Source organism: Micromonospora yasonensis (assembly GCF_026013475.1).
Taxonomy (GTDB): Bacteria; Actinomycetota; Actinomycetes; order Mycobacteriales; family Micromonosporaceae; genus Micromonospora; species Micromonospora yasonensis.
Window position 1 is genome coordinate 1 of the sequence record NZ_JAPDPH010000084.1, and the last position, 21,622, is coordinate 21,622.

General features: G+C 73.9%; 24 protein-coding genes. 14 read left to right on the forward strand and 10 right to left on the reverse strand.

What is annotated here, in order from left to right:
* The first annotated feature begins 151 nt into the window (after positions 1-151).
* The 4 genes from ONA70_RS18375 (at position 152) to ONA70_RS18390 (ending at position 2,772) form a co-directional block, all read left to right on the forward strand.
* The gene (locus ONA70_RS18375) at positions 152-649 is read left to right on the forward strand and encodes an SRPBCC family protein (RefSeq protein WP_265007675.1); all 498 of its coding nucleotides are present in this window, start codon (positions 152-154) and stop codon (positions 647-649) included.
* 46 nt (positions 650-695) lie between these two features.
* Complete coding sequence (locus ONA70_RS18380) at positions 696-1,268, forward strand: DNA-3-methyladenine glycosylase I (RefSeq protein ID WP_319957663.1); 573 nt, start codon at positions 696-698, stop codon at positions 1,266-1,268.
* A gap of 62 nt (positions 1,269-1,330) precedes the next feature.
* The gene (locus ONA70_RS18385; protein WP_265007676.1) at positions 1,331-1,954 is read left to right on the forward strand and encodes a hypothetical protein; all 624 of its coding nucleotides are present in this window, start codon (positions 1,331-1,333) and stop codon (positions 1,952-1,954) included.
* A gap of 65 nt (positions 1,955-2,019) precedes the next feature.
* A complete protein-coding gene (locus ONA70_RS18390; RefSeq protein ID WP_265007677.1) occupies positions 2,020-2,772 on the forward strand; it encodes an SDR family NAD(P)-dependent oxidoreductase in 753 nt (250 codons plus the stop codon).
* Between the two features lie 24 nt (positions 2,773-2,796).
* Here ONA70_RS18390 and ONA70_RS18395 read toward each other — a convergent pair whose 3' ends face one another.
* Positions 2,797-3,585 (reverse strand): enoyl-CoA hydratase/isomerase family protein, encoded by a 789-nt coding sequence (locus ONA70_RS18395; protein ID WP_265007678.1) that lies wholly within the window; start codon positions 3,583-3,585, stop codon positions 2,797-2,799.
* A gap of 4 nt (positions 3,586-3,589) precedes the next feature.
* The gene (locus tag ONA70_RS18400) at positions 3,590-4,408 is read right to left on the reverse strand and encodes a PaaX family transcriptional regulator (RefSeq protein ID WP_265007679.1); all 819 of its coding nucleotides are present in this window, start codon (positions 4,406-4,408) and stop codon (positions 3,590-3,592) included.
* A 190-nt stretch (positions 4,409-4,598) separates the two neighbouring features.
* Here ONA70_RS18400 and ONA70_RS18405 point away from each other — a divergent pair, with 190 nt between their 5' ends.
* Entirely contained in the window at positions 4,599-4,766 is a 168-nt protein-coding gene (locus ONA70_RS18405; RefSeq protein ID WP_013283866.1) for a DUF3117 domain-containing protein, read from the forward strand.
* A gap of 144 nt (positions 4,767-4,910) precedes the next feature.
* Positions 4,911-6,371, forward strand: a complete 1,461-nt coding sequence (locus ONA70_RS18410; protein WP_265007704.1) for a leucyl aminopeptidase family protein — start codon at positions 4,911-4,913, stop codon at positions 6,369-6,371.
* Between the two features lie 37 nt (positions 6,372-6,408).
* Here the strand turns inward: ONA70_RS18410 and ONA70_RS18415 are convergent, their stop codons facing one another.
* Entirely contained in the window at positions 6,409-7,029 is a 621-nt protein-coding gene (locus tag ONA70_RS18415) for an O-methyltransferase (protein ID WP_265007680.1), read from the reverse strand.
* A 247-nt stretch (positions 7,030-7,276) separates the two neighbouring features.
* Here ONA70_RS18415 and ONA70_RS18420 point away from each other — a divergent pair, with 247 nt between their 5' ends.
* Positions 7,277-8,587, forward strand: coding sequence for a S1C family serine protease (locus ONA70_RS18420; RefSeq protein ID WP_265007681.1), 1,311 nt, complete (start codon positions 7,277-7,279; stop codon positions 8,585-8,587).
* A gap of 72 nt (positions 8,588-8,659) precedes the next feature.
* Positions 8,660-9,088, forward strand: coding sequence for a Sec-independent protein translocase family protein (locus tag ONA70_RS18425; RefSeq protein ID WP_265007682.1), 429 nt, complete (start codon positions 8,660-8,662; stop codon positions 9,086-9,088).
* Positions 9,089-9,193: 105 nt separating this feature from the next.
* Here the strand turns inward: ONA70_RS18425 and ONA70_RS18430 are convergent, their stop codons facing one another.
* The 3 genes from ONA70_RS18430 to ONA70_RS18440 form a co-directional block, all read right to left on the reverse strand.
* Positions 9,194-10,339, reverse strand: coding sequence for an Mrp/NBP35 family ATP-binding protein (locus ONA70_RS18430; protein ID WP_265007683.1), 1,146 nt, complete (start codon positions 10,337-10,339; stop codon positions 9,194-9,196).
* Between the two features lie 177 nt (positions 10,340-10,516).
* The gene (locus ONA70_RS18435; RefSeq protein ID WP_265007684.1) at positions 10,517-11,122 is read right to left on the reverse strand and encodes a DUF1003 domain-containing protein; all 606 of its coding nucleotides are present in this window, start codon (positions 11,120-11,122) and stop codon (positions 10,517-10,519) included.
* Positions 11,115-12,401 (reverse strand): magnesium transporter MgtE N-terminal domain-containing protein, encoded by a 1,287-nt coding sequence (locus tag ONA70_RS18440; RefSeq protein WP_265007685.1) that lies wholly within the window; start codon positions 12,399-12,401, stop codon positions 11,115-11,117. The genes ONA70_RS18435 and ONA70_RS18440 overlap by 8 nt, the downstream gene beginning before the upstream one ends.
* A 33-nt stretch (positions 12,402-12,434) precedes the next feature.
* Between ONA70_RS18440 and ONA70_RS18445 the strand changes: the two genes are divergently transcribed.
* A complete protein-coding gene (locus tag ONA70_RS18445; RefSeq protein WP_265007686.1) occupies positions 12,435-13,304 on the forward strand; it encodes a PhzF family phenazine biosynthesis protein in 870 nt (289 codons plus the stop codon).
* 81 nt (positions 13,305-13,385) lie between these two features.
* Positions 13,386-13,919, forward strand: a complete 534-nt coding sequence (locus ONA70_RS18450; protein WP_265007687.1) for a hypothetical protein — start codon at positions 13,386-13,388, stop codon at positions 13,917-13,919.
* A 37-nt stretch (positions 13,920-13,956) separates the two neighbouring features.
* On the opposite strand, the gene ONA70_RS18455 is transcribed toward ONA70_RS18450, so the two are convergent.
* Positions 13,957-14,649, reverse strand: a complete 693-nt coding sequence (locus ONA70_RS18455; protein ID WP_265007688.1) for an HAD family hydrolase — start codon at positions 14,647-14,649, stop codon at positions 13,957-13,959.
* 103 nt (positions 14,650-14,752) lie between these two features.
* Here ONA70_RS18455 and ONA70_RS18460 point away from each other — a divergent pair, with 103 nt between their 5' ends.
* Together ONA70_RS18460 and ONA70_RS18465 are read left to right on the forward strand one after the other, a co-directional pair.
* Positions 14,753-15,709 (forward strand): DMT family transporter, encoded by a 957-nt coding sequence (locus ONA70_RS18460; RefSeq protein ID WP_265007689.1) that lies wholly within the window; start codon positions 14,753-14,755, stop codon positions 15,707-15,709.
* Between the two features lie 105 nt (positions 15,710-15,814).
* On the forward strand, positions 15,815-17,995 hold the full coding sequence (locus tag ONA70_RS18465) for an APC family permease (RefSeq protein ID WP_265007690.1): 2,181 nt from the start codon (positions 15,815-15,817) through the stop codon (positions 17,993-17,995).
* A gap of 3 nt (positions 17,996-17,998) precedes the next feature.
* On the opposite strand, the gene ONA70_RS18470 is transcribed toward ONA70_RS18465, so the two are convergent.
* Both ONA70_RS18470 and ONA70_RS18475 read right to left on the reverse strand, forming a co-directional pair.
* Positions 17,999-18,136, reverse strand: a complete 138-nt coding sequence (locus tag ONA70_RS18470) for a hypothetical protein (protein ID WP_265007691.1) — start codon at positions 18,134-18,136, stop codon at positions 17,999-18,001.
* Positions 18,133-18,957 carry an SDR family NAD(P)-dependent oxidoreductase gene (locus ONA70_RS18475; RefSeq protein WP_265007692.1) on the reverse strand — a complete coding sequence of 275 codons (825 nt, stop codon included), beginning with the start codon at positions 18,955-18,957 and terminating at the stop codon, positions 18,133-18,135. The genes ONA70_RS18470 and ONA70_RS18475 overlap by 4 nt, the downstream gene beginning before the upstream one ends.
* Before the next feature lie 130 nt (positions 18,958-19,087).
* Here ONA70_RS18475 and ONA70_RS18480 point away from each other — a divergent pair, with 130 nt between their 5' ends.
* Positions 19,088-20,044, forward strand: coding sequence for an HpcH/HpaI aldolase/citrate lyase family protein (locus ONA70_RS18480; protein WP_265007693.1), 957 nt, complete (start codon positions 19,088-19,090; stop codon positions 20,042-20,044).
* 45 nt (positions 20,045-20,089) lie between these two features.
* Here the strand turns inward: ONA70_RS18480 and ONA70_RS18485 are convergent, their stop codons facing one another.
* A complete protein-coding gene (locus tag ONA70_RS18485; RefSeq protein ID WP_265007694.1) occupies positions 20,090-20,608 on the reverse strand; it encodes a DUF4190 domain-containing protein in 519 nt (172 codons plus the stop codon).
* Positions 20,609-20,726: 118 nt separating this feature from the next.
* Here ONA70_RS18485 and ONA70_RS18490 point away from each other — a divergent pair, with 118 nt between their 5' ends.
* Entirely contained in the window at positions 20,727-21,617 is an 891-nt protein-coding gene (locus ONA70_RS18490) for an SDR family NAD(P)-dependent oxidoreductase (RefSeq protein WP_265007695.1), read from the forward strand.
* The last annotated feature ends 5 nt before the right edge of the window (positions 21,618-21,622 follow it).

Genomic DNA, 21,622 nt, shown 5'->3' on the forward strand with positions numbered 1-21,622 from the left:
GCCCGGCGACGGATCCGACCGCCGGTGACCGGGTCGCCGGAGCCGACGACGCCGGAGCGACCGATGCGCCGGCCGGCGCGGCCGCTGCCGACGCCGACCAGGCCGCCGACGATGAGCGGACGCGAGGTGCGGTGGTCCGGTCGGAGTCGGCGTGACCGGGTCGGAGGGCGCCGACGAATTCGCCGAGGCGGCCCAGCCCGGTGCCGGCGAGGTCACCGCGGCGGTGGTGGTCAACGCCCCCGCCGAGCGGGTCTTCGCGGCGCTCACCGCCTGGGAGCGGCAGTCCGACTGGATCCCGCTCACCACCGTCCGGGTGGTCGAGGGGGACGGCGGCGAGGGGAGCCTGGTCGAGGCGGTCACCGCGCTCGGCCCGGCCGCGCTCCGGGACGAGATGCGGGTGGTCCGGGTGGACGCCCCGTACGAGGTCGGCGTGGTGCACTGCGGCAAGCTGCTGCGCGGCCCGGGCGTGCTGCGCTGCACCCCGATGGACCGGGACCGGACCCAGGTGGTCTGGCACGAGTGGTTCCACCTGCCGGGCGGGACCGCCGGCCGGGTGGCCTGGCCGGTGCTCTGGCCCGGCTCCAAGCTCAGCCTCACGCAGGCGCTGAAGAAGTTCGCCCGGCTGGTGGAGCAGGGCCGGCTGCCCTGAGCCCGGCCGTGGCCGGTTGTCGGTGGGCTGGCCTACCGTGTACGCCGTGACTGACCTGGTGACCGGCGCCGACGGGCTGCCCCGCTGCGCCTGGGGGGCGAGCACCCCGGACTACGCCGTCTACCACGACGAGGAGTGGGGCCGGCCGCTGCGCGGCGACGACGCGCTCTACGAACGGCTGACCCTGGAGGCGTTCCAGTCCGGGTTGTCCTGGTTGACCATCCTGCGCAAGCGGCCCGCGTTCCGGCTCGCCTTCGACGAGTTCCGGATCGAGAAGGTCGCCGGCTACGGCGAGGCCGACGTCACCCGGCTGCTGGCCGACCCCGGCATCGTGCGCAACCGGGCCAAGGTCGAGGCGGCCATCGCCAACGCCCGGGCGGCCCTGGAACTGCCCGACGGCCTCTCCGCGCTGCTCTGGTCGTACGCGCCGCCGGCCCGGGTGGCCCGACCCCGGTCGTTCGCGGAGGTGCCGGCGGTCACCCCCGAGTCCACCGCGATGGCCAAGGCGCTCAAGAAGCAGGGCTTCCGGTTCGTCGGCCCGACCACCGCGTACGCGCTGATGCAGGCCACCGGCATGGTGGACGACCACCTCACCGGCTGCCACGTGACCGGGGCGTGACCCGTGCGGCGCCCGGCGGACGCGGCGGCACCGGCACCGCCCCGGCGTGATGGGATGGCCCCATGACCGACACCGAGCCGCGTACGAGCGGGACGACCGAGGGCGGCATCGTGGCCGGCGCCTGGGCGGTGCTGCTGCCCGCCGAGCGGTACGAGGCCGAGCGGCTGGTCCACCACGACACCCTGGAGCTGACCGGGCTGGACGGCACCGCCCGGCCCCGGCCCGGTGACCCGGTCGCGGTGCTGGTCGACGAACCGCTCCGACTGGTGGGCCTCGGTCGGGTGGCCCTCGCCACCGCCGAGACCCGGGAGGACCCGGACGATCCGCAGTCCGACCCGGGCCCCGGGGCACTCGTGGTGACGTACACCCGGCGGGTGCTCGACGAGCCGGTGGCGGTCGGCGGGTTGGCCCTCGACGGGTTGCTGACCGGGCTCGACCCGGCCGTCTGGCGCGAGCTGGCCGCTCGGCTCGGCCCGCCGCCCGCCCGCCGGTCCTGGCTGGTCAGCCTCGACCTGCCGATCGAGGCGGCCTCGCCGGCCGAGGCGGTCCGGCTCTTCTGGTCGTACGTGCAGGAGCTGGGCCCGCGGGAGCTGCCCGCCTTCGTCTCGCCCTCCGGCGACGAGCTGGCCATGCAGGCGTTCGTGCTCGGTGTGGAGGCCAACCAGGATCCGGAAGAGGACGACTGACTCCTCCCGCCCCGGTTAACGTGCCGGGGGAGGGTCGGTGCCGGCCGGCCGCGCGAGGGGGTCGGATGCGCTTCCAGGACAGGGTCGTGTTCATCACCGGTGGGGCGTCCGGGCTCGGTGCGGCGGCGGCCCGGCGGTTCGCCGCCGAGGGTGCCAAGGTGGTGGTCGCCGACATCAACGCCGAGGGTGCGCAGCAGGTGGCCGGCGGCCTGCCCGACGGGTACGCGGTGACCGTGGACACCGGCGAGGCGACCTCGGTCGACCAGGCCTTCGCCGACGCCCTGCAGCGGTACGGCCGGATCGACGTCATCTTCAACAACGCGGGCATCGACGGCCGGCAGCAGCCGCTGCACGAGATGGACGTGGAGAACTGGGAGAAGGTCCGCCGGATCAACGGGGACGGGGTCTTCTACGTGCTCCGGTTCGGCATCCGGGCGCTGCTGCTGGGCGGCGGGGGCGCGGTGGTCAACACCTCGTCGACCACCGCGCTGGCCGCCCAGGAGAACATCTCTCCGTACACCTTCACCAAGGCCGGGATCGTCGGCCTGACCCGGTCGGCGGCGATCGAGTACGCGGCCCGCGGCATCCGGGTCAACGCGGTGGCCCCGACCGTGGTGATGACCCCGTTGGTGGAGCACTTCATCGACAGCGCGCCGGACCCGGCGCAGATGCGCCGGCAGATGGAGTCGTTCAACCCGAAGCCCGGCATCCCCACCCCGGACGACGTGGCCGGCGTGGTGCTCTTCCTCGCCTCCGACGACGCCGCCTGGATCACCGGCCACACCATCCCCGTCGACGGCGGCTACGTCGCCCGATGAACGGATCTTGGAGGGGGCCGTGCGTCAGCGGCCCTCGAAGACGGGCTTCTGCTTGTTGACGAAGGCCAGCGTGGCGGCCTTGTGGTCGGCGGTGGCCCCGCAGATCGACTGGGCCTGGGCCTCGGCGGCCAGGGCGTCGGCCAGGGTCCCGGCGTCGGCGATGGAGAGCTGCCGCTTGATCGCCCCGTACGCGACGGTCGGGCCGGCGGCGAGCCGGGCGGCCAACTCCTGCGCGGCCGGCAGCACCTGCTCGTCGTCGTCCACCAGCCTGGTCAGCAGGCCCAGCCGGTACGCCTCCTCGGCGCCCACCGGTTCGGCGAGCATCAGCAGCTCGACGGTCTTGGCGTGGCCGACCAGCCGGGGCAGCGTCCAGGAGGCGCCGGTGTCGGCGGCGAGCCCGACCCCGGCGAAGGCCATCAGGAACTTCGTCTTCGGCCCGCCGATCCGGAAGTCGGCGAGGAAGGCCAGCGAGGCACCCGCCCCGGCGGCCATGCCCCGGACCGCGGCGACCACCGGCTTGGGCAGGTTGGCCAGCCGGGCGGCGATCGGGTTGTAGTGGGCCCGGACGGTCCCCAGCGGGTCGGCGTTCGACTCGAGGGTCTGCACGTGCTCCCGCAGGTCCTGCCCGGCGCTGAACGAGCCGCCGGCCCCGGTCAGCACGACCGCCCGGCAGGACCGGTCGGTCTCCAACTCGGCCAGGGTGTCCCGGAGCGCCTCCTTGAGCGGCACGTCGAGCGAGTTCATCGCCGTCGGGCGGTTCAGCGTCAGGGTGACGACGGCGTCGGTGCGGTCGACGAGCAGCGGCTCGGTCACGTTTCTAACGACCCTTCTGTCGAGCAAGGCGGTTGCTGGCGTCGAGGCACTGCTCGACGTACCGGTCGGCGGCCGGCCGGAGCCGGGCCGCGTGCCGGTCGAAGAAACTGGCCGCGCTGGCGCCCGGCCAACGCTCGGGGAGCAGCGCCGGGGGCAGCTGCGGGTCCCGGAAGAGGAAGGTACGCCACGCGTGCACCAGCCGGAACCGGGCCGCGTACGCCTCCTCGTCGCTGCTGCGGACGGTGACGCCGGACAGCAGCGGCTTCTGCTCGGTGACGAACCGCTCGTACGCCCGGCCGATCTCGGCCAGGTCCCAGGCGCGGCGGACCACGGCCATCGCGCCGGGTGTCCCGGCGGCGTGCGCGGCGGTGAACCGCTCGTAGCGCACGCCCGCCTCGGCGAGCAGCACGTCCACGTCCTCGCCCGGGCGGGTCGCCACCCAGGTGCAGTCGTCGAGCGTGCCGTAGCCGAGGTAGGTCAGGTTGGCAGCGAGCCGCTGCCGGTCCCGGCGGGCGGCCGGGGCGTCCAGCACCAGCAGATCGAACCGGCCGTCCCAGCTGTGTCGGCCGGTCCGGTAGATCCGGGCGGCCGCCTCGTCCAGTCGGCGGCCCGCCTTCGGTGTGATCGAATATCCGGGTCCGGACACCAGCCGGAGGGGTTCGAGCCAGCCCTGGCGGACCATCCGGGAGACCGCGGTGCGTACCGCCGGAGGGGCGATCCCGAGCGGTGCCAACAGCTTGACCAGGGCGGCGACCGGTGCGCGTCCACCCCTCGCGCGGAGGTGGTCGCCGTACAGGTCGAAGAGCGCCGACCGTGCCTGCATGACCGCACATTGTGACAGGCCTACCCAAGATAAGCTAGGTGCTGTTACATCAATGCTGCTTCGGTTTGGGTCCGGCGGTGTTCATCAGGGAAAATCGTTGGTGGAGGCCCCCGTGGTGGTTGCGGGTGGTCATGGCGAAGTGGCTGTGGGGCAACCCACCGACCCTGGTGTAGGTCTGAGGGGAGACAACATGGCGGCGATGAAGCCGCGGACGGGCGACGGTCCGCTGGAGGTCACCAAGGAGGGCCGGGGCATCGTGATGCGGGTCCCGCTGGAGGGTGGTGGCCGGCTCGTCGTCGAGATGACTCCCGACGAGGCCACCGCGCTGGGTGACGCGCTGAAGGCGGCCGCCGGCTGATCGAGGAGCGGTCCGCGCGGCGCGTGTCGCGCGTACGGTTCGTCCTTCCCTGAGCCACCGGCCCGGCCGGTGGCTCAGGGTCTTCGTGGGCTTCGCCCGTGGCAAATTGTCCTAACTTAAACAATTTCGGAGGTGCGGTCCAGCGTGCTGGCCATCCGTCTGGTGAGCGGGCCCGAGCGGCTCGACACCCTCGTCCTGCCTGTTCGCCGCGAAGGGTCGGACACGCCGGCCATGCTGGTCCCCACCGCCTCGCCGCCCGCCGACGAGGTCCGGGCCGAGGCCACCGCGCTGATCCCCGCCGCCCGGCTCACCGGGGAGGCGGGCGAGGCGCGGGAGCACCTGCGTCCCGGCGGCACCCCGGCGCGACTGGTGCTGCTCGGCGTCGGCACCGGCGACGAGCAGGACTGGCGGGCGGCGGGGGCGGCGCTCGCCCGGGCCGCCCGCGATGAGACGCACGTCACGGTGGCGCTGCCGGTCGACGCCCCGGCGGCGCTGCGTGGCCTGGCCGAGGGGCTGCTGCTCGGGTCGTACCGGTTCCGGCTGACCGAGGCCGGCGGCGCGCCCGCGCTGGCTGAGGTGGACGTCGTGGTGGCCGATCCGGACGCGCTCGCCCACACTCTGGACGCGGCGCGGACTACCGCGGCGATGACCGGGCTGGCCCGCGACCTCACCAACACCCCCTCCTCGGTCAAGAACCCGGCCTGGTTCGCCGCGCAGGTCGAGGCCGCGGCCGCCGGCCACCCCGACCTGCACCTGCGGGTACGCGGCCCCGAGGAGCTGGCGGCCGAGGGCTTCGGCGGCATCCTCGCGGTCGGTGGCGGCTCGGCCAGCGGTCCCCGCCTGGTCGAGCTGGACTGGCGGCCGGCGGACGCGCGTACCCACGTGGTGCTGGTCGGCAAGGGGATCACCTTCGACACCGGTGGCATCTCGATCAAACCGGTGCCGGCGATGAAGCTGATGCGCAAGGACATGGCCGGCGCGGCCGCGGTCACCGCCGCCTGCCTGGGCGCCGCCGCGCTGCGGCTGCCGGTGCGGGTCACCACGCTCGCGCCGCTCGCCGAGAACATGGTCAGCGGCTCGGCCTTCCGCCCCGGCGACATCATCCGCCACTACGGCGGGCTCACCAGCGAGACCACCAACTCCGACGCCGAGGGGCGGCTGGTGCTCGCCGACGCCCTGGCGTACGCCGCGCGTGAGCTCAAGCCCGACCTGCTGGTCGACCTGGCCACCCTGACCGGCGCGAACGCCGTGGCGCTGGGCAAGCGGCACGGCGCCCTCTACAGCGCGAACGACCAGCTCGCCGCCGACCTGCTCGGGGCGATCGAGGGGGCCGGCGAGCGGGCCTGGCGGATGCCGCTCGCCGCCGACTACGTCGAGTACCTCGGCAGCGACATCGCCGACCTGCACAGCTCCCCGGACCGGGGTGCCGGCTCGGTGGTGGCCGCGCTGTTCCTCCACGAGTTCACCGGCGAGCTGCGGGACCGCTGGGTGCACGTGGACATGTCCGCCCCCTCGTGGTCGGAGGACGTCCACGCGGAGCTGACCAAGGGCGCCACCGGCTGGGGCGTACGCGGGCTGCTGCGCTGGCTGACGACGCTGGGCTGACGGCGCGGGCGGACCCCGCCACCGGCGGTCGCAGGGGTCAGCCCTTCACGGCGGCGAGCAGGCCGTGCCCGACCGGCAGCAGCGCCGGGATCCAGTGCTCCGACTCCCGGATCGCCTTGATCGTCTCCCGGACGGTGACCGTCTCCACGTCGCGGGCGGCCGGGTCGCCGATCCGGCCGCCGGCCAGCGCGCCGTTGAGCGCGAGCACCCCGCCCGGGCGCAGCAGCCGCAGCGCGGCGTCCACGCAGGCGGTGAAGCCGGTCGACTCGGCGTCGACGAAGACCAGGTCGTAGGCGCCGTCCGCGAGCCGGGGCAGCACGTCGAGGGCCCGGCCGGTGATGATCCGGGTACGCCCCGACGGGAAACCCGCCTCCAGGAAGATCCGCCGGGCGATCCGCTGGTGCTCCACCTCCACGTCGATGGTGGTGAGCACGCCGTCGGGGCGCATGCCGCGCAGCAGCCACACGCCGCTGACCCCGGTGCCGGTGCCGATCTCCACCACCGCCCGGGCGTTGCCGGCGGCAGCGAGCAGCCGCAGCGCGGCCCCGGCCCCCGGGGTGACGGCGTCCACCCCCACCTCGCGGGCGAGGCTGCGGGCCGTCCGCAGCACGAGGTCCTCGGTGACGTACGACTCGGCGAACTGGAGCGCCGGGGCCATCGAGTTGCCGGGGTTGGCGACCGTGGCGATGGGACACCTCCGGGCGGCGGGAGTGGTGCGAGGGGTCGGTTGGCGGTATGAGCCTAGAGGCGGCCTCGGACACGCGCAGCCGCGAGTCGGCTCCTGGAGACGATCACGACGGGCAACCCCTGACTGCACCCGGGACATCCGTGCAATCCTGGACGGTGTCCCGTGTGTCACGGTCGTCCGGCTCCGCCGGTGCCCGGCACGGGACACGCGGTACGGAGTGGGAGGCACCGACGTGACCGACGGCTGGGACTGGCGCCAGCCCGGTGGAGGTCCGGCACCGGCGGGACGGCCGGCGTCCGGCGACCCGCCGCAGGGCGCCGGCGGTGGCAGCTCGCCCTGGTGGTCCGACGCGCTGGCCGATCCGTGGCGGGATCCGTACGCGCCGGCCGCGGTGGTGGTCCCGGCGGCCCCGGCCGTCGGCGTCGGCCAGCCGGAGCCGGTGGTCGACCCGGACGCCCCGCGTCGGCCGCGGCTGCGGCAGGTGGTGCTGGTCTCGCTGATCACCGCACTGCTGGCCGGCTCGCTCGGCAGCGCCCTGACCTACGCCTTCCTGCGCGGCGGAACCGAGGTCCCGGCCCTGGGCGCGCAGTCGGGCCAGGCTCCGGCGCTCGCCCAGCGCAAGCCCGAGTCGCTGGCGGGCGTCGCCGAGAAGGTCCTGCCCAGCGTGGTGACCGTCCGGGTCTACAGCCTCGGCGGCACCAGCGAGGGCTCCGGCTTCGTGGTGAGCGCCGACGGGCACATCGTCACCAACGACCACGTGGTCTCCGGCGGACCCGGCAAGGCCACGGTGATCTTCAACGACGGCAGCACGGCCCCCGGCACGGTGGTGGGGCAGGACCCGGAGTCGGACATCGCGGTGATCAAGGTGGCCCGCACCGGGCTGAAGCCGGTGGAGTTCGGCGACTCGGACGCGCTCGCGGTCGGCGACCCGGTGCTCGCCATCGGCTCGCCGCTCTCCCTGGCGAACACCGTCACCGCCGGCATCGTCAGCGCCTTGGACCGGACCATGCAGGCCGGCGAGCCGGGCGGCCCGACGCGCTACTACGCGGCGATCCAGACCGACGCGGCGGTCAACCACGGCAACTCCGGCGGCCCGCTGGTCGACGGCGGCGGGCGGGTGGTCGGGGTGAACTCGACGATCAAGTCGCTGGTCGCCGACGGGCAGGAGGCCGGCAACATCGGGCTCGCCTTCGCCATCCCGATCAACCAGGCCAAACGCGTCACCCAGGACATCATCGGCACCGGCAAGGCCCGGCGTACGGTGATCGGCGCCCAGGTGGGCAGCACCGGCGCGGCCAGCGGCACCGGCGTACGCCTCAACGCGGTGGAACCCGCCGGCCCGGCGGCCGCTGCCGGGCTCAAGGCCGGTGACGTGGTGCTGCGGCTGAACGGGCACCCGATGACCGAGCCGACCGATCTTGTCGCCCTGGTCCGCAAGTACGCACCCGGCTCAGTGGTGACGGTCGAGTACCGCCGGGGGTCGGCCCGGCAGAGCGCCTCCGTGACGCTCGCCGCAGACGCGAAGTGAGCGACCGTCACCCCCTCCCGAACCACCCCGTGACGTGCGTAGTCTGGGCCTGACACGCACGAGGAGGCCGGAGTGCTCGACAACCTGAACTGGTGGGAGATCGCGGCGCTGCTGCTTCTGGCGCTGCTGATCTTCGGCGACCGGCTGCCCGCCGTCATCAACGACGGCCTGCGGATGGTCCGCAACCTGCGCGCCATGGCCCGGAACGCCACCGGCGACCTGAGCCGGGAGTTGGGCACCGACATCCAGCTGGAGGACCTGCACCCGAAGGCGTTCATCCGGAAGCACCTCCTCAGCGAGGAGGACGAGCAGGCCATCCGGAAGCCGCTGCAGAGCATGTACGACAACATCCGCCAGGATGTCGGCGGCGTGCACGAGGACCTCAAGGAGGTCGCCAAGCAGGCCGACCTGCGGACCAACGGCGCCCGCCCGGCCACCGCCACCGGCGGCGCCCCCACCCCCGCCCCGGCCCCGCGCCCCAGCTACGACGACGCCACCTGATTCCCGCCCTTACCCGGGCGCAGCGGAGAGCGAGAAAGAGGGGCCATTCCAGGCGGAATGGTCCCTCTTTCCGGGAATCAGGGTGGATCTTCGCGCGGCGCGGGGTCAGCGGCCGGCGGGCTTGAGGCCCAGGGGCTTGCCGAGGAGGGACTCGCGGCGTACGGCGAGGCGGTCGGCGACCTGGATCAGCGCCTTGGCGGCGGGGGCGTCGGGCTGGGCCAGCACGATCGGGGTACCGGCGTCGCCGCCCTCGCGGACCTGGGTGTCCAGCGGAATCTGCCCCAGCACCGGCACCTGCGCGCCGATGGTCCGGGTCAGCGACTCGGCGACCGCCGCGCCACCGCCCGCACCGAAGACCTCCATCCGGGAGCCGTCCGGCAGCTCCAGCCAGGACATGTTCTCGATGACGCCGACCACCCGCTGGTGGGTCTGCAGGGCGATCGCGCCGGCCCGCTCGGCCACCTCGGCGGCGGCCGCCTGCGGTGTGGTGACGACCAGGATCTCCGCGTTCGGCAGCAGCTGGGCCACCGAGATGGCGATGTCGCCGGTGCCCGGGGGCAGGTCGAGCAGGAGGACGTCCAGGTCACCCCAGTAGACGTCGGCGAGGAACTGCTGCAGTGCCCGGTGCAGCATCGGGCCGCGCCAGACGACGGCCGCGTTGCCCGGGGTGAACATGCCGATCGAGATGACCTTCACGCCGTGTGACTGCGGCGGCATGATCATGTCTTCTACGCGGGTCGGGGCACCGTCCGCGCCGAGCATCCGGGGCACCGAGTGGCCGTAGATGTCCGCGTCGACCACGCCGACCGAGAGGCCGCGGGCGGCGAGCGCGGCGGCCAGGTTGACCGTGACGCTGGACTTGCCGACGCCGCCCTTGCCGCTGGCCACCGCGTATACCCGGGTGCGGGAGCCGGGCTGGGCGAACGGGATCACCGGCTCGGCGGTGCCGCCGCCGCGCAGCTTCGCCTGCAGCTCCTGGCGCTGCTCCGGGCTCATCACGCCGAACTCGATCTCGACGCCGGTCACCCCGGGCACCGCGCCCACCGCGGCGGTGATGTCGGTACGCAGCTTGTCCTTCAGCGGGCAGCCGGCCACGGTGAGCAGCAGCTCGACGCGGACGACGCCGTCCGCGCCGACCTCGGCGGACCGGACCATGCCGAGCTCGGTGATCGGCCGACGGATCTCCGGGTCGTTGACGGTGGCCAGGGCGGCCTGGATCGCGTCGGAGACGGTGCTGACGGGTGCTGACATGCCCGTAATGCTACGTCGGGGTCATCGGCGACCGCCGCTGGCGGTGGCCGGTGTGAGCGAATCGATGGCACCGACCGAGGGGTGGACGGGCCGTGCCGCGAAGTGGGACGATTCGCGGCGAACGCCGCGCGCCCGGCCCCTTGAGGCGCGCGGCGTTCAAGGCGTTCCGGCCCGGGTTCAGCCCTCGAGGCGCCCGTCGCGGGCGAAGTCGCCGTCCAGGTCGTCGCGGGGCTCGTCGAGCGGCTCGCCGCCGGTCGGCCGCCGGTCCTGCCGGTCCTGCTTGCGCTCCAGCTTCCGCCGGCGCTCCGCCGCCTCGTCCAGCTCCTCGGCCAGCCGGGCCAGCTCCGAGCGGAGGAAGTCCCGGGTGGCCACCTCGCCCATCGCGATGCGCAGCGCGGCGATCTCCCGGGCCAGGTACTCCGTGTCGGCCTTCTGCAGCGTTGCCCGCCGCCGGTCCTCGTCCAGCGCGACCCGGTCCCGGTCCGACTGCCGGTTCTGCGCGAGCAGGATCAGCGGGGCCGCGTACGACGCCTGGATGGAGAGGATCAGGGTGAGGAAGGTGAAGGTGTACGGGTCGAACCGCAGGTTCGCCGGGGCGAACGAGTTCCAGAGGAACCAGGCGGAGAGGACCAGGGTCATGTAGACGAGGAAGTTCGCCGTACCCATGCCCCGGGCGATGCCCTCGGCCACCCGGCCGAAGGTCTCCTGGTCGATCCGCGGCAGGCGCAGGCCCCGGGGCGCGCGGGGCTGGTCGAGCCGCTCGGCCCGTCGCTGGTCAGTCATCGGTGCCACCCGGGGGCTCGGCGTCGGCGCCGGCGGTGGTCGGCACCACGTCCCGGTCCCGCCAGTCGCGCGGCAGCGAGTGGTCCAGCACGTCGTCAACCGTCACCGCGCCCACGAGGCGATTGTTCCGGTCCACCACCGGCATGGCGACCAGGTCGTAGGTGGCCATCCGGCGGGTGATCTCGGGCAGCGGAGTGGTGGGGTGGAGCGGGTCGATGTCGTTGACCACCACCCCGCCGAGCAGGTCGGCCGGGGGCTCGCGGAGCAGCCGCTGGAAGTGGACCATGCCGAGGTAGCGGCCGGTCGGCGTGGTCAGCGGGGCGCGGGCCACGAAGACCTGCGCGGCCACCGCCGGGGAGAGCTGCGGCTCGCGGATCCGGGCGAGGGCCTCGGCCACGGTGGCGTCCGGCGGCAGGATGACCGGCTCGGAGGTCATCACGCTGCCGGCGGTGCCCGAGGCGTAGCGGAGCAGTTGGCGTACCGGGTTGGCCTCCTCCGGCTCCATCAGGTCGAGCAGCACGTCCTGCTCGGGCGGGGGCAGCTCGTTGAGCAGGTCGGCGGCGTCGTCCGGGTCCATCTCCTCGAGCACGTCGGCGGCGCGCTCCCGGTCCAGCGCGGCCAGGATCTCCACCTGGTCGTGCTCGGGCAGCTCGCTGAGCACGTCGGCGAGGCGCTCGTCGTCCAGCGCCGCCGCGACCTCGTTGCGGCGGGCGTCGGGCAGGTCCTGCAGCGCGTTGGCCAGATCGGCGGGGCGCATGTCCTCCAGCACGGCGAGCAGGTTGGCCGTACCCCGGGCGTCGCCGACCGCGCCGAGGCCGCGTACCCGGTCCCACTCCACCTGGTGGAGGTGGCCGCGGCGGGTGAGCCGGCTGGTCTGTTCGCGGACGGCGACCCGGGTCAGCGACCACTCGCCGCCGCGGCTGCACTCCATCGCCACGTCGACCACCGAGCCGGCCTGCCCGGTGTCCAGCTGGACCCGGCGGTCCAGCAGTTCCTGGAGCACCAGCAGCTCGTTGGGGCGCTTCTCGAACCGGCGCAGGTTGAGGGTGCCGCTGCCGAGCACGACGGCTTCCGGATCGATGGAGGTGATCCGGTTGATGGAGAGGAAGATGCGCCGGCGCATCGGCATCTCGGCGACCAGCCCCACCACCTCCGGCGGGCGCTGGGTCTGCCGCATCCGGGCAACCGCGTCCCGGATCCGGCCCACCTGGTCGCCGTTCGGGTCGAAGACGGCGACTCCGGCGAGCCGGGCGATGTAGACCCGGTTCGGCGTGCTCACGGGCACCAGCCTAAGGGCCTAGTGTTTATCAACATGTCGACCTTGGCCTACGAGATCGTGGACGTCTTCACCGATCGCCCCTTCGCCGGCAACCCGCTGGCCGTGGTGTTCGGCGCCGAAGGGCTGGCCACCGAGCAGATGCAGGCGCTCGCGCTCGAGTTCAACCTGTCCGAGACGGTGTTCGTGCTGCCGCCGACCCAGGTCGGCGCGACGTACCGGGCGCGGATCTTCACCCCGGCGGCGGAGCTGCCGTTCGCCGGGCATCCCAGCGTGGGCGCCGCGGTGACGGCCGGCCGGCGCGGGCTGTTCGAGGTGGGCCCGGTCACCCAGGAGTGCGGTGCCGGGGTGCTGCCGATCGAGGTCACCGCCACCGGCGCCACCCTCACCGGGGGTACCCCGACCCTCGGCCCCGAACTGGACCCGGAGCCGCTGCTGGAGATGGTCGGCCTCACCGCCGCGGATCACGCTGGCCCGGCGCCCCGGGTCGCCGGCTGCGGCCTGGAGTTCCCCTACCTCCCGGTACGTCCGGACGCGGTGGCCCGCGCCAGGATGAACCCGTCGGCGGCCGAGCGGTACGGCGTGGAGCACGTCAGTGTCTTCTCCTGGGACGCCGCCACGCAAACCGCGCACGCCCGGGTCTTCGTGCCGGGCCTCGGTGTGCCGGAGGACCCGGCGACCGGCTCGGCCGCCCTCGGCCTCGGGGTGTGGCTGGTGGCCAGCGGGCTGCTGCCCGGCGAGGGCCACTCGGCGTACGCGATCCGCCAGGGCGTCGAGATCCACCGGCCCTCGTCGCTGGCCTGCACGGTCACCGCCGCCGGTGGGGTGGCCGTCGGCGCGACGGTCACCGGTCAGGTGGTCCCGGTGGCCCGCGGCGAGATCACCGTCCCGCCCTTCGTGGGCTGACCCCGCGGCGCCGTTCGGCCCTCGGGCGTGCCCGGGCGGTAGCGTGCGGCTGAGGACGCGTGCCAACCCGGCCGGGCCGGGATGCGGGAGGATGCCGGAGTGAGCGACGAGGTGGACGAGCGGATCACCACGCCTCTGGTCGACGAGGCGGTGAAGAAAGCGGCCGTCTGCTGGGTGAGCGTCGGCGGCGGGCCCGCGTACGCGCTGTGGTGCCTGCCGCTCGACGGCGCGCTCCTGGTGGTCTCCGGCCCCGGTGAGCAGTCCGCGCCCGGTCTGGCCGACGCGGCCACGGCCGAGGTGACCCTGCGCGGCGACCACGGTGGCCGGATCGTCACCTGGCCGGCCCGGGTGAGCCGGCTGCGACCGGGCACCGAGGAGTGGGACACCGCCGCTCCGCTGGTCGCCACGAAGCGGCTGAACGCCCCCGGAACCGCCGCCGACCTGGTGGGCCGGTGGGCCGCCGAGGGCTGCGCGGTCAACCGCCTGGCCCTGGGTGGCACCCCCGTCGCGGGCACCGACCTGCCGGCGGAGTCGCTGGCCGAGCCGCCCCGGGCGGCCCCGGTCGTGCGGGCCACCCGCAAACCCTTCCGGCTGCACAAGGTCCGCCGGCGCTGACCCGGACCGGGCCGCACCGGCGGCGAGCCCCGGGCGGTCAGCCGACCGGTGCGGCGACCAGGTCGAGCACCGCGGCCAGCGAGGCCAGCAGCGGGCCGTCCCAGGACCGGTCCGCGTTGAAGACCATGTGGTCGGCCAGGTCCGGCGCGGTCAGCCGGACCGCCGTCATGCCGGCCCGTTCCGCTCCGGTCAGCTCCTGGCTGCCGCCGTCGCCGACGTAGAGGCAGTCGGCCGGGACGAGGCCGAGCCGACGGCAGGCGGCCAGGTAGAGCGCCCGGTCCGGCTTGCACCGCCCCACCTGCACCGAGAAGACGCGTACGTCGAGCAGCGGCGCGATCGCGAGCTGCGGCAGGAACGCCGGCAGTTCGTGCGTGCAGTCGCTGATCAGTCCGGTGCGGACGCCCCGCTGGCGCAGCGCGGCCAACACCGGCACCGCCTCGTCGCGCAGCCGGGTGTCGGCGCGTACGGCGCGGTGGCGGGAGTGGACGGCGGCCCGTATCGCCCGGTCGGAGGGATGCACGCCGGCCCGGTCGCAGACCCAGCGCATGGTCGCCTCGGCGTTGCCCAGCCGGCCGCTGGCGCGCTGGTAGTAGGTGCGGTCGAGCACTTCGGTCAGGGTTTCCGGCGGGCAGCCGAGCAAATCGGCCGTGGCCCGGTGGGCGGAGCCGCGCCGGACGCAGCGGGTCAGGGTGCCGAAGAAGTCGAACAGCACCGCCTGGTACCTGGGCATGGGGGAGAGCTCCGGACGTCGAGGGGGATCGCCGGGACGAGCATGATCGTAACGGGGCGCTGACGTTCCGTGCTGTCCCCTGGTCGTGTGAGGATTGCTCTCCGTGCGCACCGCTCCGTACCGTCCGTCCGTCGACGCGCTGACCGTCGGCGCGCTGACGCTGGCGGTCGCGGCCGTCTCGTCGTCGGCCCCGCTGGTCGCCTTCGCCGCCGCGCCGGCCCTCGCCATCGCCTGCTGGCGCAACGTGCTCTCGGTCGCCGTGCTCGGCCCGTTCTCGCTGGCCCGCCGGCGGGCGGAGTTCCGCGCGCTGACCGTGGGCGCGGGCCGGCGGGAGGGGCTGTACTGCGTGCTGTCCGGGCTGGCGCTGGCCGCGCACTTCGCCACCTGGATGCCGAGCGTGCGGCTCACCACGGTCGCCGCGGCCACCGCGCTGGTCGCCACCCAGCCGGTCTGGCAGGGGCTGATCGCCCGCTGGCAGGGGCGGCGGCTTCCGCCGGCGGTGTGGGCCGGCATCGCGCTCGCCGTGGTCGGCGCGGCGCTGGCCACCGGCGCCGACTTCACCGTCTCCGGCCGGGCCTTCGCCGGTGACCTGCTCGCCGTCGCCGGCGGCATGTTCGTCGCCGTCTACACCGCCTTCGGCGAGCGGGCCCGGGCCACCATCAGCACCACCACGTACACCACCATCTGCTACGGGGTCTGCGCGGCGGTCCTGTTGGTGGTCTGCCTGGCCGGCGGGATCCGCCTGCACGGCTACGACCCGGGCACCTGGCTGGCGATCCTCGGCCTGGTGGCCGGTGCCCAACTGCTCGGCCACTCGATGTTCAACTACGCCCTGCGCCGCGTCTCGGCCACCACGGTCAGCGTGCTCGTCCTGCTGGAGGCGCCCGGGGCGGCCCTGCTCGCCTGGGCCTGGCTCGGCCAGTTGCCCCGGACGCTCGCCCTGCCCGGGCTGGCCCTGCTGCTGGCCGGCGTCGCCGTCGTCATCCTTGGCGGTGCCCGCGCCGGCCGCCGCACCGAGCCGGTCCCGGTCCCCGCCGACGCCACCCCGTTCGGCGACTGACGCTGGCGGCCGCGGCGCGGCCACGGGCGGCGCGTCGGCCAATACTTTCCGGAGAGTGTGGGCAAATCCCCCTCCCGGGCCGCCGCTTTCCGTGACAGTGCGGAGGTGAGGAAGGGAGCGAAGCAGCCGGACGGCCCCGAGCCGGATCGGGGGACGCTGGTCACGCCCTCGGCCGAGTTCCCGCCGTTGGATCCGGAGGAGCGGGCGGCACTGGGCCGGATCGGGGAGCGCTGGCGAGTGCCTCGCCGCCCCGACGAACTGCCCGTCGACCCGACCCTGGGCCGCAGCCGGCGCGGTCCGGCGCCGAGCCGGTTCGGGCGACTCACCCCGATCGACCTGTTCACCGTCGAGGAGCCCGGCGAACTGTGCGCCACCGGGCCGGCCCACGAGCCCGGCTCCCGGACCGGGCGGGCGCTCGCCCGGGTGCGCCGGACGCTGTTCGGCCCACCGCTGTCCAGCTCCGCCGTCATCTACGAGCGCATGCGCAAGCTCGTCGCCCTGCCGATCCTCTCCTCCGACCTGCTCAGCTCGGTGGCGTACGGGCCGGAGGCGCTCATCGCCGTGCTGGTGCTGGCCGGCACCTCCGCGCTCGGGCTGTCCCTGCCGCTGGCCGCGCTGCTGGTCGTGCTGATGATCGCGGTGGGCGTGTCCTACCGGCAGACCATCCCGGCGTATCCGCACGGGGCAGGGTCGTACATCGTGGCCAGGGACAACCTCGGCACGACGGCGGGGCTCATGGCGGCAGCCGGACTGATGCTCGACTACGTGCTCACCGTGTCGGTGTCGATCGCGGCGGGGGTGAGCGCGATCACCTCGGCACTGCCCGCGTTCACGCCGGCCACCGTCCTGCTCGGGGTGCTGGTGATCGCCGTGCTGTTGGCCGGGAACCTGCGCGGGGTGCGTACCGCCGGCAACATCTTCGTGCTGCCCACGTACGCCTTCGTGGCGGCGATCCTCGCGCTGCTGCTGGTCGGCTACGCGCGGGCGGCGGGACGGGGCTTCGCCCCGGTGTCGCCGCCCCCGGTGCCGGCCACCGAAGGGCTGGGCCTGCTGCTGGTGCTGCGGGCGTTCTCCTCCGGCGCGGTGTCGATGACCGGCATCGAGGCGGTGTCGAACGCGATACCGGCGTTCCGCCCGACGGAGTGGCGCAACGCCCGCACCACGCTCGGCTGGATGGTCGGCATGCTGGTGGTGCTCTTCGCTGGGCTGATCGGCCTGATCCACCTCAACGGCCTGGTGCCCCGGCCGGATCAGACGATCCTGTCCCAGCTCGGCCGGGTCGCCTTCCCCACCGGGCCCTGGTACGCGCTCCTCCAGGCCACCACCGCGCTGATTCTGCTGCTGGCGGCGAACACCGCCTTCAACGACTTCCCCCGGCTGCTCTTCTTCATGGCCCGCAACGGCCACGCTCCCCGCCGGTTCCTGCACCTGGGGGACCGGCTGTCGTTCAACAACGGCCTGGTCGCGCTCGCTCTCGCCGCGGCGCTCATCTTCGTCGCTTTCGGCGGGCACACCGCGTCGCTGATCCCGCTCTACGCCGTCGGGGTGTTCCTCGCCTTCACGTTGTCCCAGGCCGGCATGGTGGTGCACTGGCGCCGCCACCGGGACCGGGGCTGGCGACGCAAGCTGGTGCTCAACGCGGTCGGTGCCACGCTCTCCGGGCTGGTGCTGCTGATCGCTGCGGTCGGCAAGTTCGCCCAGGGTGCCTGGCTGGTGGTGATCGCGGTACCGGCGCTGGTGCTGCTCGCCAACCGGATCCACCGCCACTACGCCGCGCTGCACCAGGCCCTGGCGCTGCACCCGCCGTCCGCCGAGCCCGTGACACCCGCCGGGCCGCGCCCACCCGCCGGCTCCGCCGAGGGCGAGGAGCTGCCCCAGGAGGTACGCCATCTGGTGATCGTGCCGGTGGCCCGGCTGAACCGGGCGTCGTTGCGCGCCCTGGCGTACGCGGCGTCGCTGGGCCAGCCGACGCTGGCCGTGCACATCGCCCCCGAGGACGCCGAGGCGGACCGGTTCCGCGAACAGTGGCAGGCCTGGGGCGACCACCTACGGCTGGAGACGATCGTGTCGCCGTACCGAGCGGTGATCGGGCCGCTGGCGCACTACCTGGAGGCGCTGCACACAACCCGGCCGGAGCTGACGCTGACCGTGATCGTGCCCGAGGTGGTGCTGCGCCACCGTTGGCACCGGCTGCTGCACAGCCGGGCCGAGCAGCGGCTCCGGGCCGCGTTGCGGGCCCTGCCCGGGGTGGTGGTCACCAGCGTCCCGGTACATGTGGCCGAGTGATCGTCAGACGTCCCGGACCTCCAGGACCCGGGTGGCGGGGGCCGCGTCGCCCAGCCCGGCCCGGAGCGCGGCGCGCTCGGGGTCGACCAGCGCAACCAGCAGGATCCCGCCCGGGACGGGGTCGTGGTGGGCCGTCGTCATGCGTCGATCCCGACGGCCTGCGCGCTGACGGTCCAGAGCCGGGCGGCCAACTGCGGGTCGCGCGCCTTGGCCAGCGGCCGGCGGGGCCGGCGGTCGAAGTAGTAGCCGCCGGAGGTGAGCCGGGACGGGTCCTGGTTGGCCAGCCAGATCAGCGTCTCCGCGCCCTTCTCCGGGCTGCGGAAGGGCAGCAGCCGCATGCCGAGCGAGACCAGCGGGCTGTCCGCGCCGAACCGGGTGCGCACCACGCCCGGGTGGAACGAGTACGCCGGCACCTCCGGCCAGCGCCGGGCCGCCTCGGCGGCGAACAGGATGTTCGCCTGCTTGCTGGTGCCGTACGCCCGGTACGGCCGGAAGCCGCGCAGCGTGGCGTTCAGGTCGTCCGGGTCCAGGACGCCGCTGCGGTGCGCGCCGGAGGCGGTCACCACCATCCGGCCGATCCGGTCCCGCAGCAGGTTGCTGAGCAGGAACGGGGCGAGGTGGTTGGCCTGGATGCTCAGCTCGAAGCCGTTCACCGTGGTGACCGGTTGCAGCACGATGGCCCCGGCGTTGTTGGCGAGCACGTCGATCCGGTCGTACGCGGCGCGCAGCTTCTCGGCGAGCCGGCGGACGTCGTCGAGGACGGCGAAGTCCGCCCGGAACAGTTCCGGCCGCTCGCCGCTGGCCTCGCGTAGGCGGTCCCCGGCGGCCTGTAGCCGGGCCGGGTCCCGCCCGACCAGGACCACCTGGTCACCCCGGCGGGCCAGGTCGACCGCAGCGGCCAGCCCGATGCCCGAGCTGGCCCCGGTCACCACCACGATCCGACGCTCAGTGAGATCTTCCACAGGTCCATTCACCCCGGTCACGGGACGAGGTTACCGTGGCGTCACAACGCCCTTTGGGATCGTTAAGTTCTCGAATTCTTCGTTTCTGGTCGCGTCGGCATGCCCGCCGGACGCTGGAAGGAGCGCATCCATGGCCGCTGTCGGTCGCCCCCGCCGGTCCTGCCTCGCGGTACCCGGCTCCAGCGTCAAGATGCTCGGCAAGGCCCAGGGCCTCCCCGCCGACCAGGTCTTTCTCGACCTGGAGGATGCCGTCGCCCCGCTGGCGAAGCCGGACGCCCGCAAGAACATCGTCGCCGCGCTGAACGAGGGCGACTGGGCCGGCAAGACCCGGGTGGTCCGGGTCAACGACCTGACCACGCCGTGGACGTACCGGGACGTGATCGAGGTGGTCGAGGGCGCGGGGGCCAACCTGGACTGCATCATGTTGCCGAAGGTGCAGAACGCCGCCCAGGTGCAGTGGCTCGACCTGACGCTCACCCAGATCGAGAAGATTCTCGGCCTGGAGGTCGGCCGGATCGGCATCGAGGCGCAGATCGAGAACGCGGCCGGCCTGGTCAACGTCGACGCCATCGCGGCCGCCTCGCCGCGGGTCGAGACGATCATCTTCGGCCCGGCCGACTTCATGGCCTCGATCAACATGCGGTCGCTGGTGGTCGGGGCCCTGATCCCGGACTACCCGGGCGACCCCTACCACTACATCCTGATGCGCATCCTGATGGCCGCCCGGATGCACGACAAGCAGGCCATCGACGGCCCGTTCCTGCAGATCCGCGACCTGGACGGGTTCCGCGAGGTGGCCCGGCGCTCGGCGGCCCTCGGCTTCGACGGCAAGTGGGTACTGCACCCCGGCCAGATCGACGCGGCCAACGAGGTCTACTCCCCGGCCCAGGCCGACTACGACCACGCCGAGCTGATCCTCGACGCGTACGACTGGTACACGTCCGAGGCGGGCGGGAAGCTCGGCGCGGTGATGCTCGGCGACGAGATGATCGACGAGGCGTCCCGCAAGATGGCGCTGGTCATCGCGGCGAAGGGTCGGGCCGCCGGGATGACCCGTACCTCGTCCTTCACGCCGCCCGCGGAGTGACCGCCGGCGCCGGTGCCGCCCCGGGTCCCAGGGCGGCACCGTGCGTCAGAAGGTGGCCGTGCTGCCGCCGGTGTCCGAGTTGATGGCGATGACGATCACCACGATGTAGACGGCGATCAGCACCACCATCAGGCCGGTGAGGATCCAGCCGATGATGATGCCGGCCTTCGCCATGCCGTCGCCCTGCTCGCCGGTCTCCCGGATCTGCTTGCGGGCCACGTGCCCGAGGATCGCGCCGATCGGGGCGGTGATGCACGACGTGAAGCCGACCAACGCGAGCACCAGCGCCACGATGGCCAGGCCGTTGGTCTTGGTCGACGGGGCGGCGTACGCCGGGTAGGCCGGCGGCGGGTAGCCGCCCGCCGGGTACGGGTTGCCCGCCGGGTAGCCCGGCGCGGCGTACGGGTCACCGGCGGACGGCATCCCGGCGTACGGGTCCGCCGGGGTCGGCTGGGTCGGAATCGGGTTGCCGCCCATCGGCAGCGTGGGGTCGGCCGGCGGGCCCGACTGCGGGCCGGGTGCGGACGGGTCGTGCCAGCCACCGGACGGCGGGGGATAGCTCATCTGCTCATCTCCGTAGCTCTTCGGGTGCCCGTCAGGGTAGCCAGCGGCAGGCAAACCGGAGGACCGGCTTTCCGGGTGCCGCGTTGCCCGGAACGTCCACAGCGGGCAGGATCGCGGCATGGCAATTGACGCGCGCGGCGGTCGGTCGCGACGGGACGTGAGCCGCCCGGGTACGGTGCGGCGCCCCCGGGGCGGCTTCCCGGCCGGGCCCGCCGACCAGGATCAGCCGGCGCCGCTGGCCGAGCCGGTCACCATGCGGCTGGACGGCCGGGTCGCGCTGGTCACCGGCGCCGGCAGCCCGGACGGCATCGGGTACGCGACCGCGCGCCGTCTCACCGACCTGGGTGCCCGGGTGGCGATCGTCTCCACCACCCGCCGGATCCACGAGCGCGCCGGCGAGCTGGGCGTCACCGGCTTCGTCGCCGACCTCACCGACGAGGCCGAGGTGGGCGCCCTCGCCGACGCGGTGGCCGAGCAGTTGGGCGACGTCGAGGTGCTGGTCAACAACGCCGGCCTGGCCAGTCGGGCCAGCCCCGAGGTGCTGCGGCCGGTGGCCCAGCTCAGCTACGACGAGTGGCGTGGCGAGATCGACCGCAACCTGACCACGGCGTTCCTGTGCAGCCGCGCCTTCATCGGCGGGATGGCCGAGCGGGGCTGGGGTCGTATCGTCAACCTCGCCGCGACCGCCGGCCCGGTCAACGCGCTGCCCACCGAGGCCGCGTACGCGGCGGCGAAGGCGGGCGTGGTGGGGCTGACCCGGGCGCTGGCGATGGAGATGATCGCCGACGGCGTGACGGTGAACGCGGTCGCGCCGGGCACCATCTACACCGCGGCGTCGACCGCCGCCGAGATCAAGCAGGGACTCGGCACCCCGGTGGGCCGACCCGGCACGCCGGACGAGGTGGCCGCCGCGATCGCCTTCCTCTGCTCGCCGGCCGCCTCGTACATCACCGGACAGATGCTGGTGGTCGACGGCGGCAACAGCGTCCGCGAGGCCGAGTTCCGCTGACGGCC

Bases quoted from the DNA above. Each gene is read 5' to 3' on its own strand.
- ONA70_RS18385 (WP_265007676.1), top strand. From the start codon at position 1,331: ATGACCGACACCGAGCCGCGTACGAGCGGGACGACCGAGGGCGGCATC.
- ONA70_RS18390 (WP_265007677.1), top strand. From the start codon at position 2,020: ATGCGCTTCCAGGACAGGGTCGTGTTCATCACCGGTGGGGCGTCCGGG.
- ONA70_RS18400 (WP_265007679.1), bottom strand. From the start codon at position 4,408: ATGCAGGCACGGTCGGCGCTCTTCGACCTGTACGGCGACCACCTCCGC.
- ONA70_RS18405 (WP_013283866.1), top strand. From the start codon at position 4,599: ATGGCGGCGATGAAGCCGCGGACGGGCGACGGTCCGCTGGAGGTCACC.
- ONA70_RS18415 (WP_265007680.1), bottom strand. From the start codon at position 7,029: ATGGCCCCGGCGCTCCAGTTCGCCGAGTCGTACGTCACCGAGGACCTC.
- ONA70_RS18430 (WP_265007683.1), bottom strand. From the start codon at position 10,339: ATGTCAGCACCCGTCAGCACCGTCTCCGACGCGATCCAGGCCGCCCTG.
- ONA70_RS18435 (WP_265007684.1), bottom strand. From the start codon at position 11,122: ATGACTGACCAGCGACGGGCCGAGCGGCTCGACCAGCCCCGCGCGCCC.
- ONA70_RS18445 (WP_265007686.1), top strand. From the start codon at position 12,435: ATGTCGACCTTGGCCTACGAGATCGTGGACGTCTTCACCGATCGCCCC.
- ONA70_RS18450 (WP_265007687.1), top strand. From the start codon at position 13,386: ATGCGGGAGGATGCCGGAGTGAGCGACGAGGTGGACGAGCGGATCACC.
- ONA70_RS18455 (WP_265007688.1), bottom strand. From the start codon at position 14,649: ATGCCCAGGTACCAGGCGGTGCTGTTCGACTTCTTCGGCACCCTGACC.
- ONA70_RS18470 (WP_265007691.1), bottom strand. From the start codon at position 18,136: ATGACGACGGCCCACCACGACCCCGTCCCGGGCGGGATCCTGCTGGTT.
- ONA70_RS18480 (WP_265007693.1), top strand. From the start codon at position 19,088: ATGGCCGCTGTCGGTCGCCCCCGCCGGTCCTGCCTCGCGGTACCCGGC.
- ONA70_RS18485 (WP_265007694.1), bottom strand. From the start codon at position 20,608: ATGAGCTATCCCCCGCCGTCCGGTGGCTGGCACGACCCGTCCGCACCC.
- ONA70_RS18490 (WP_265007695.1), top strand. From the start codon at position 20,727: ATGGCAATTGACGCGCGCGGCGGTCGGTCGCGACGGGACGTGAGCCGC.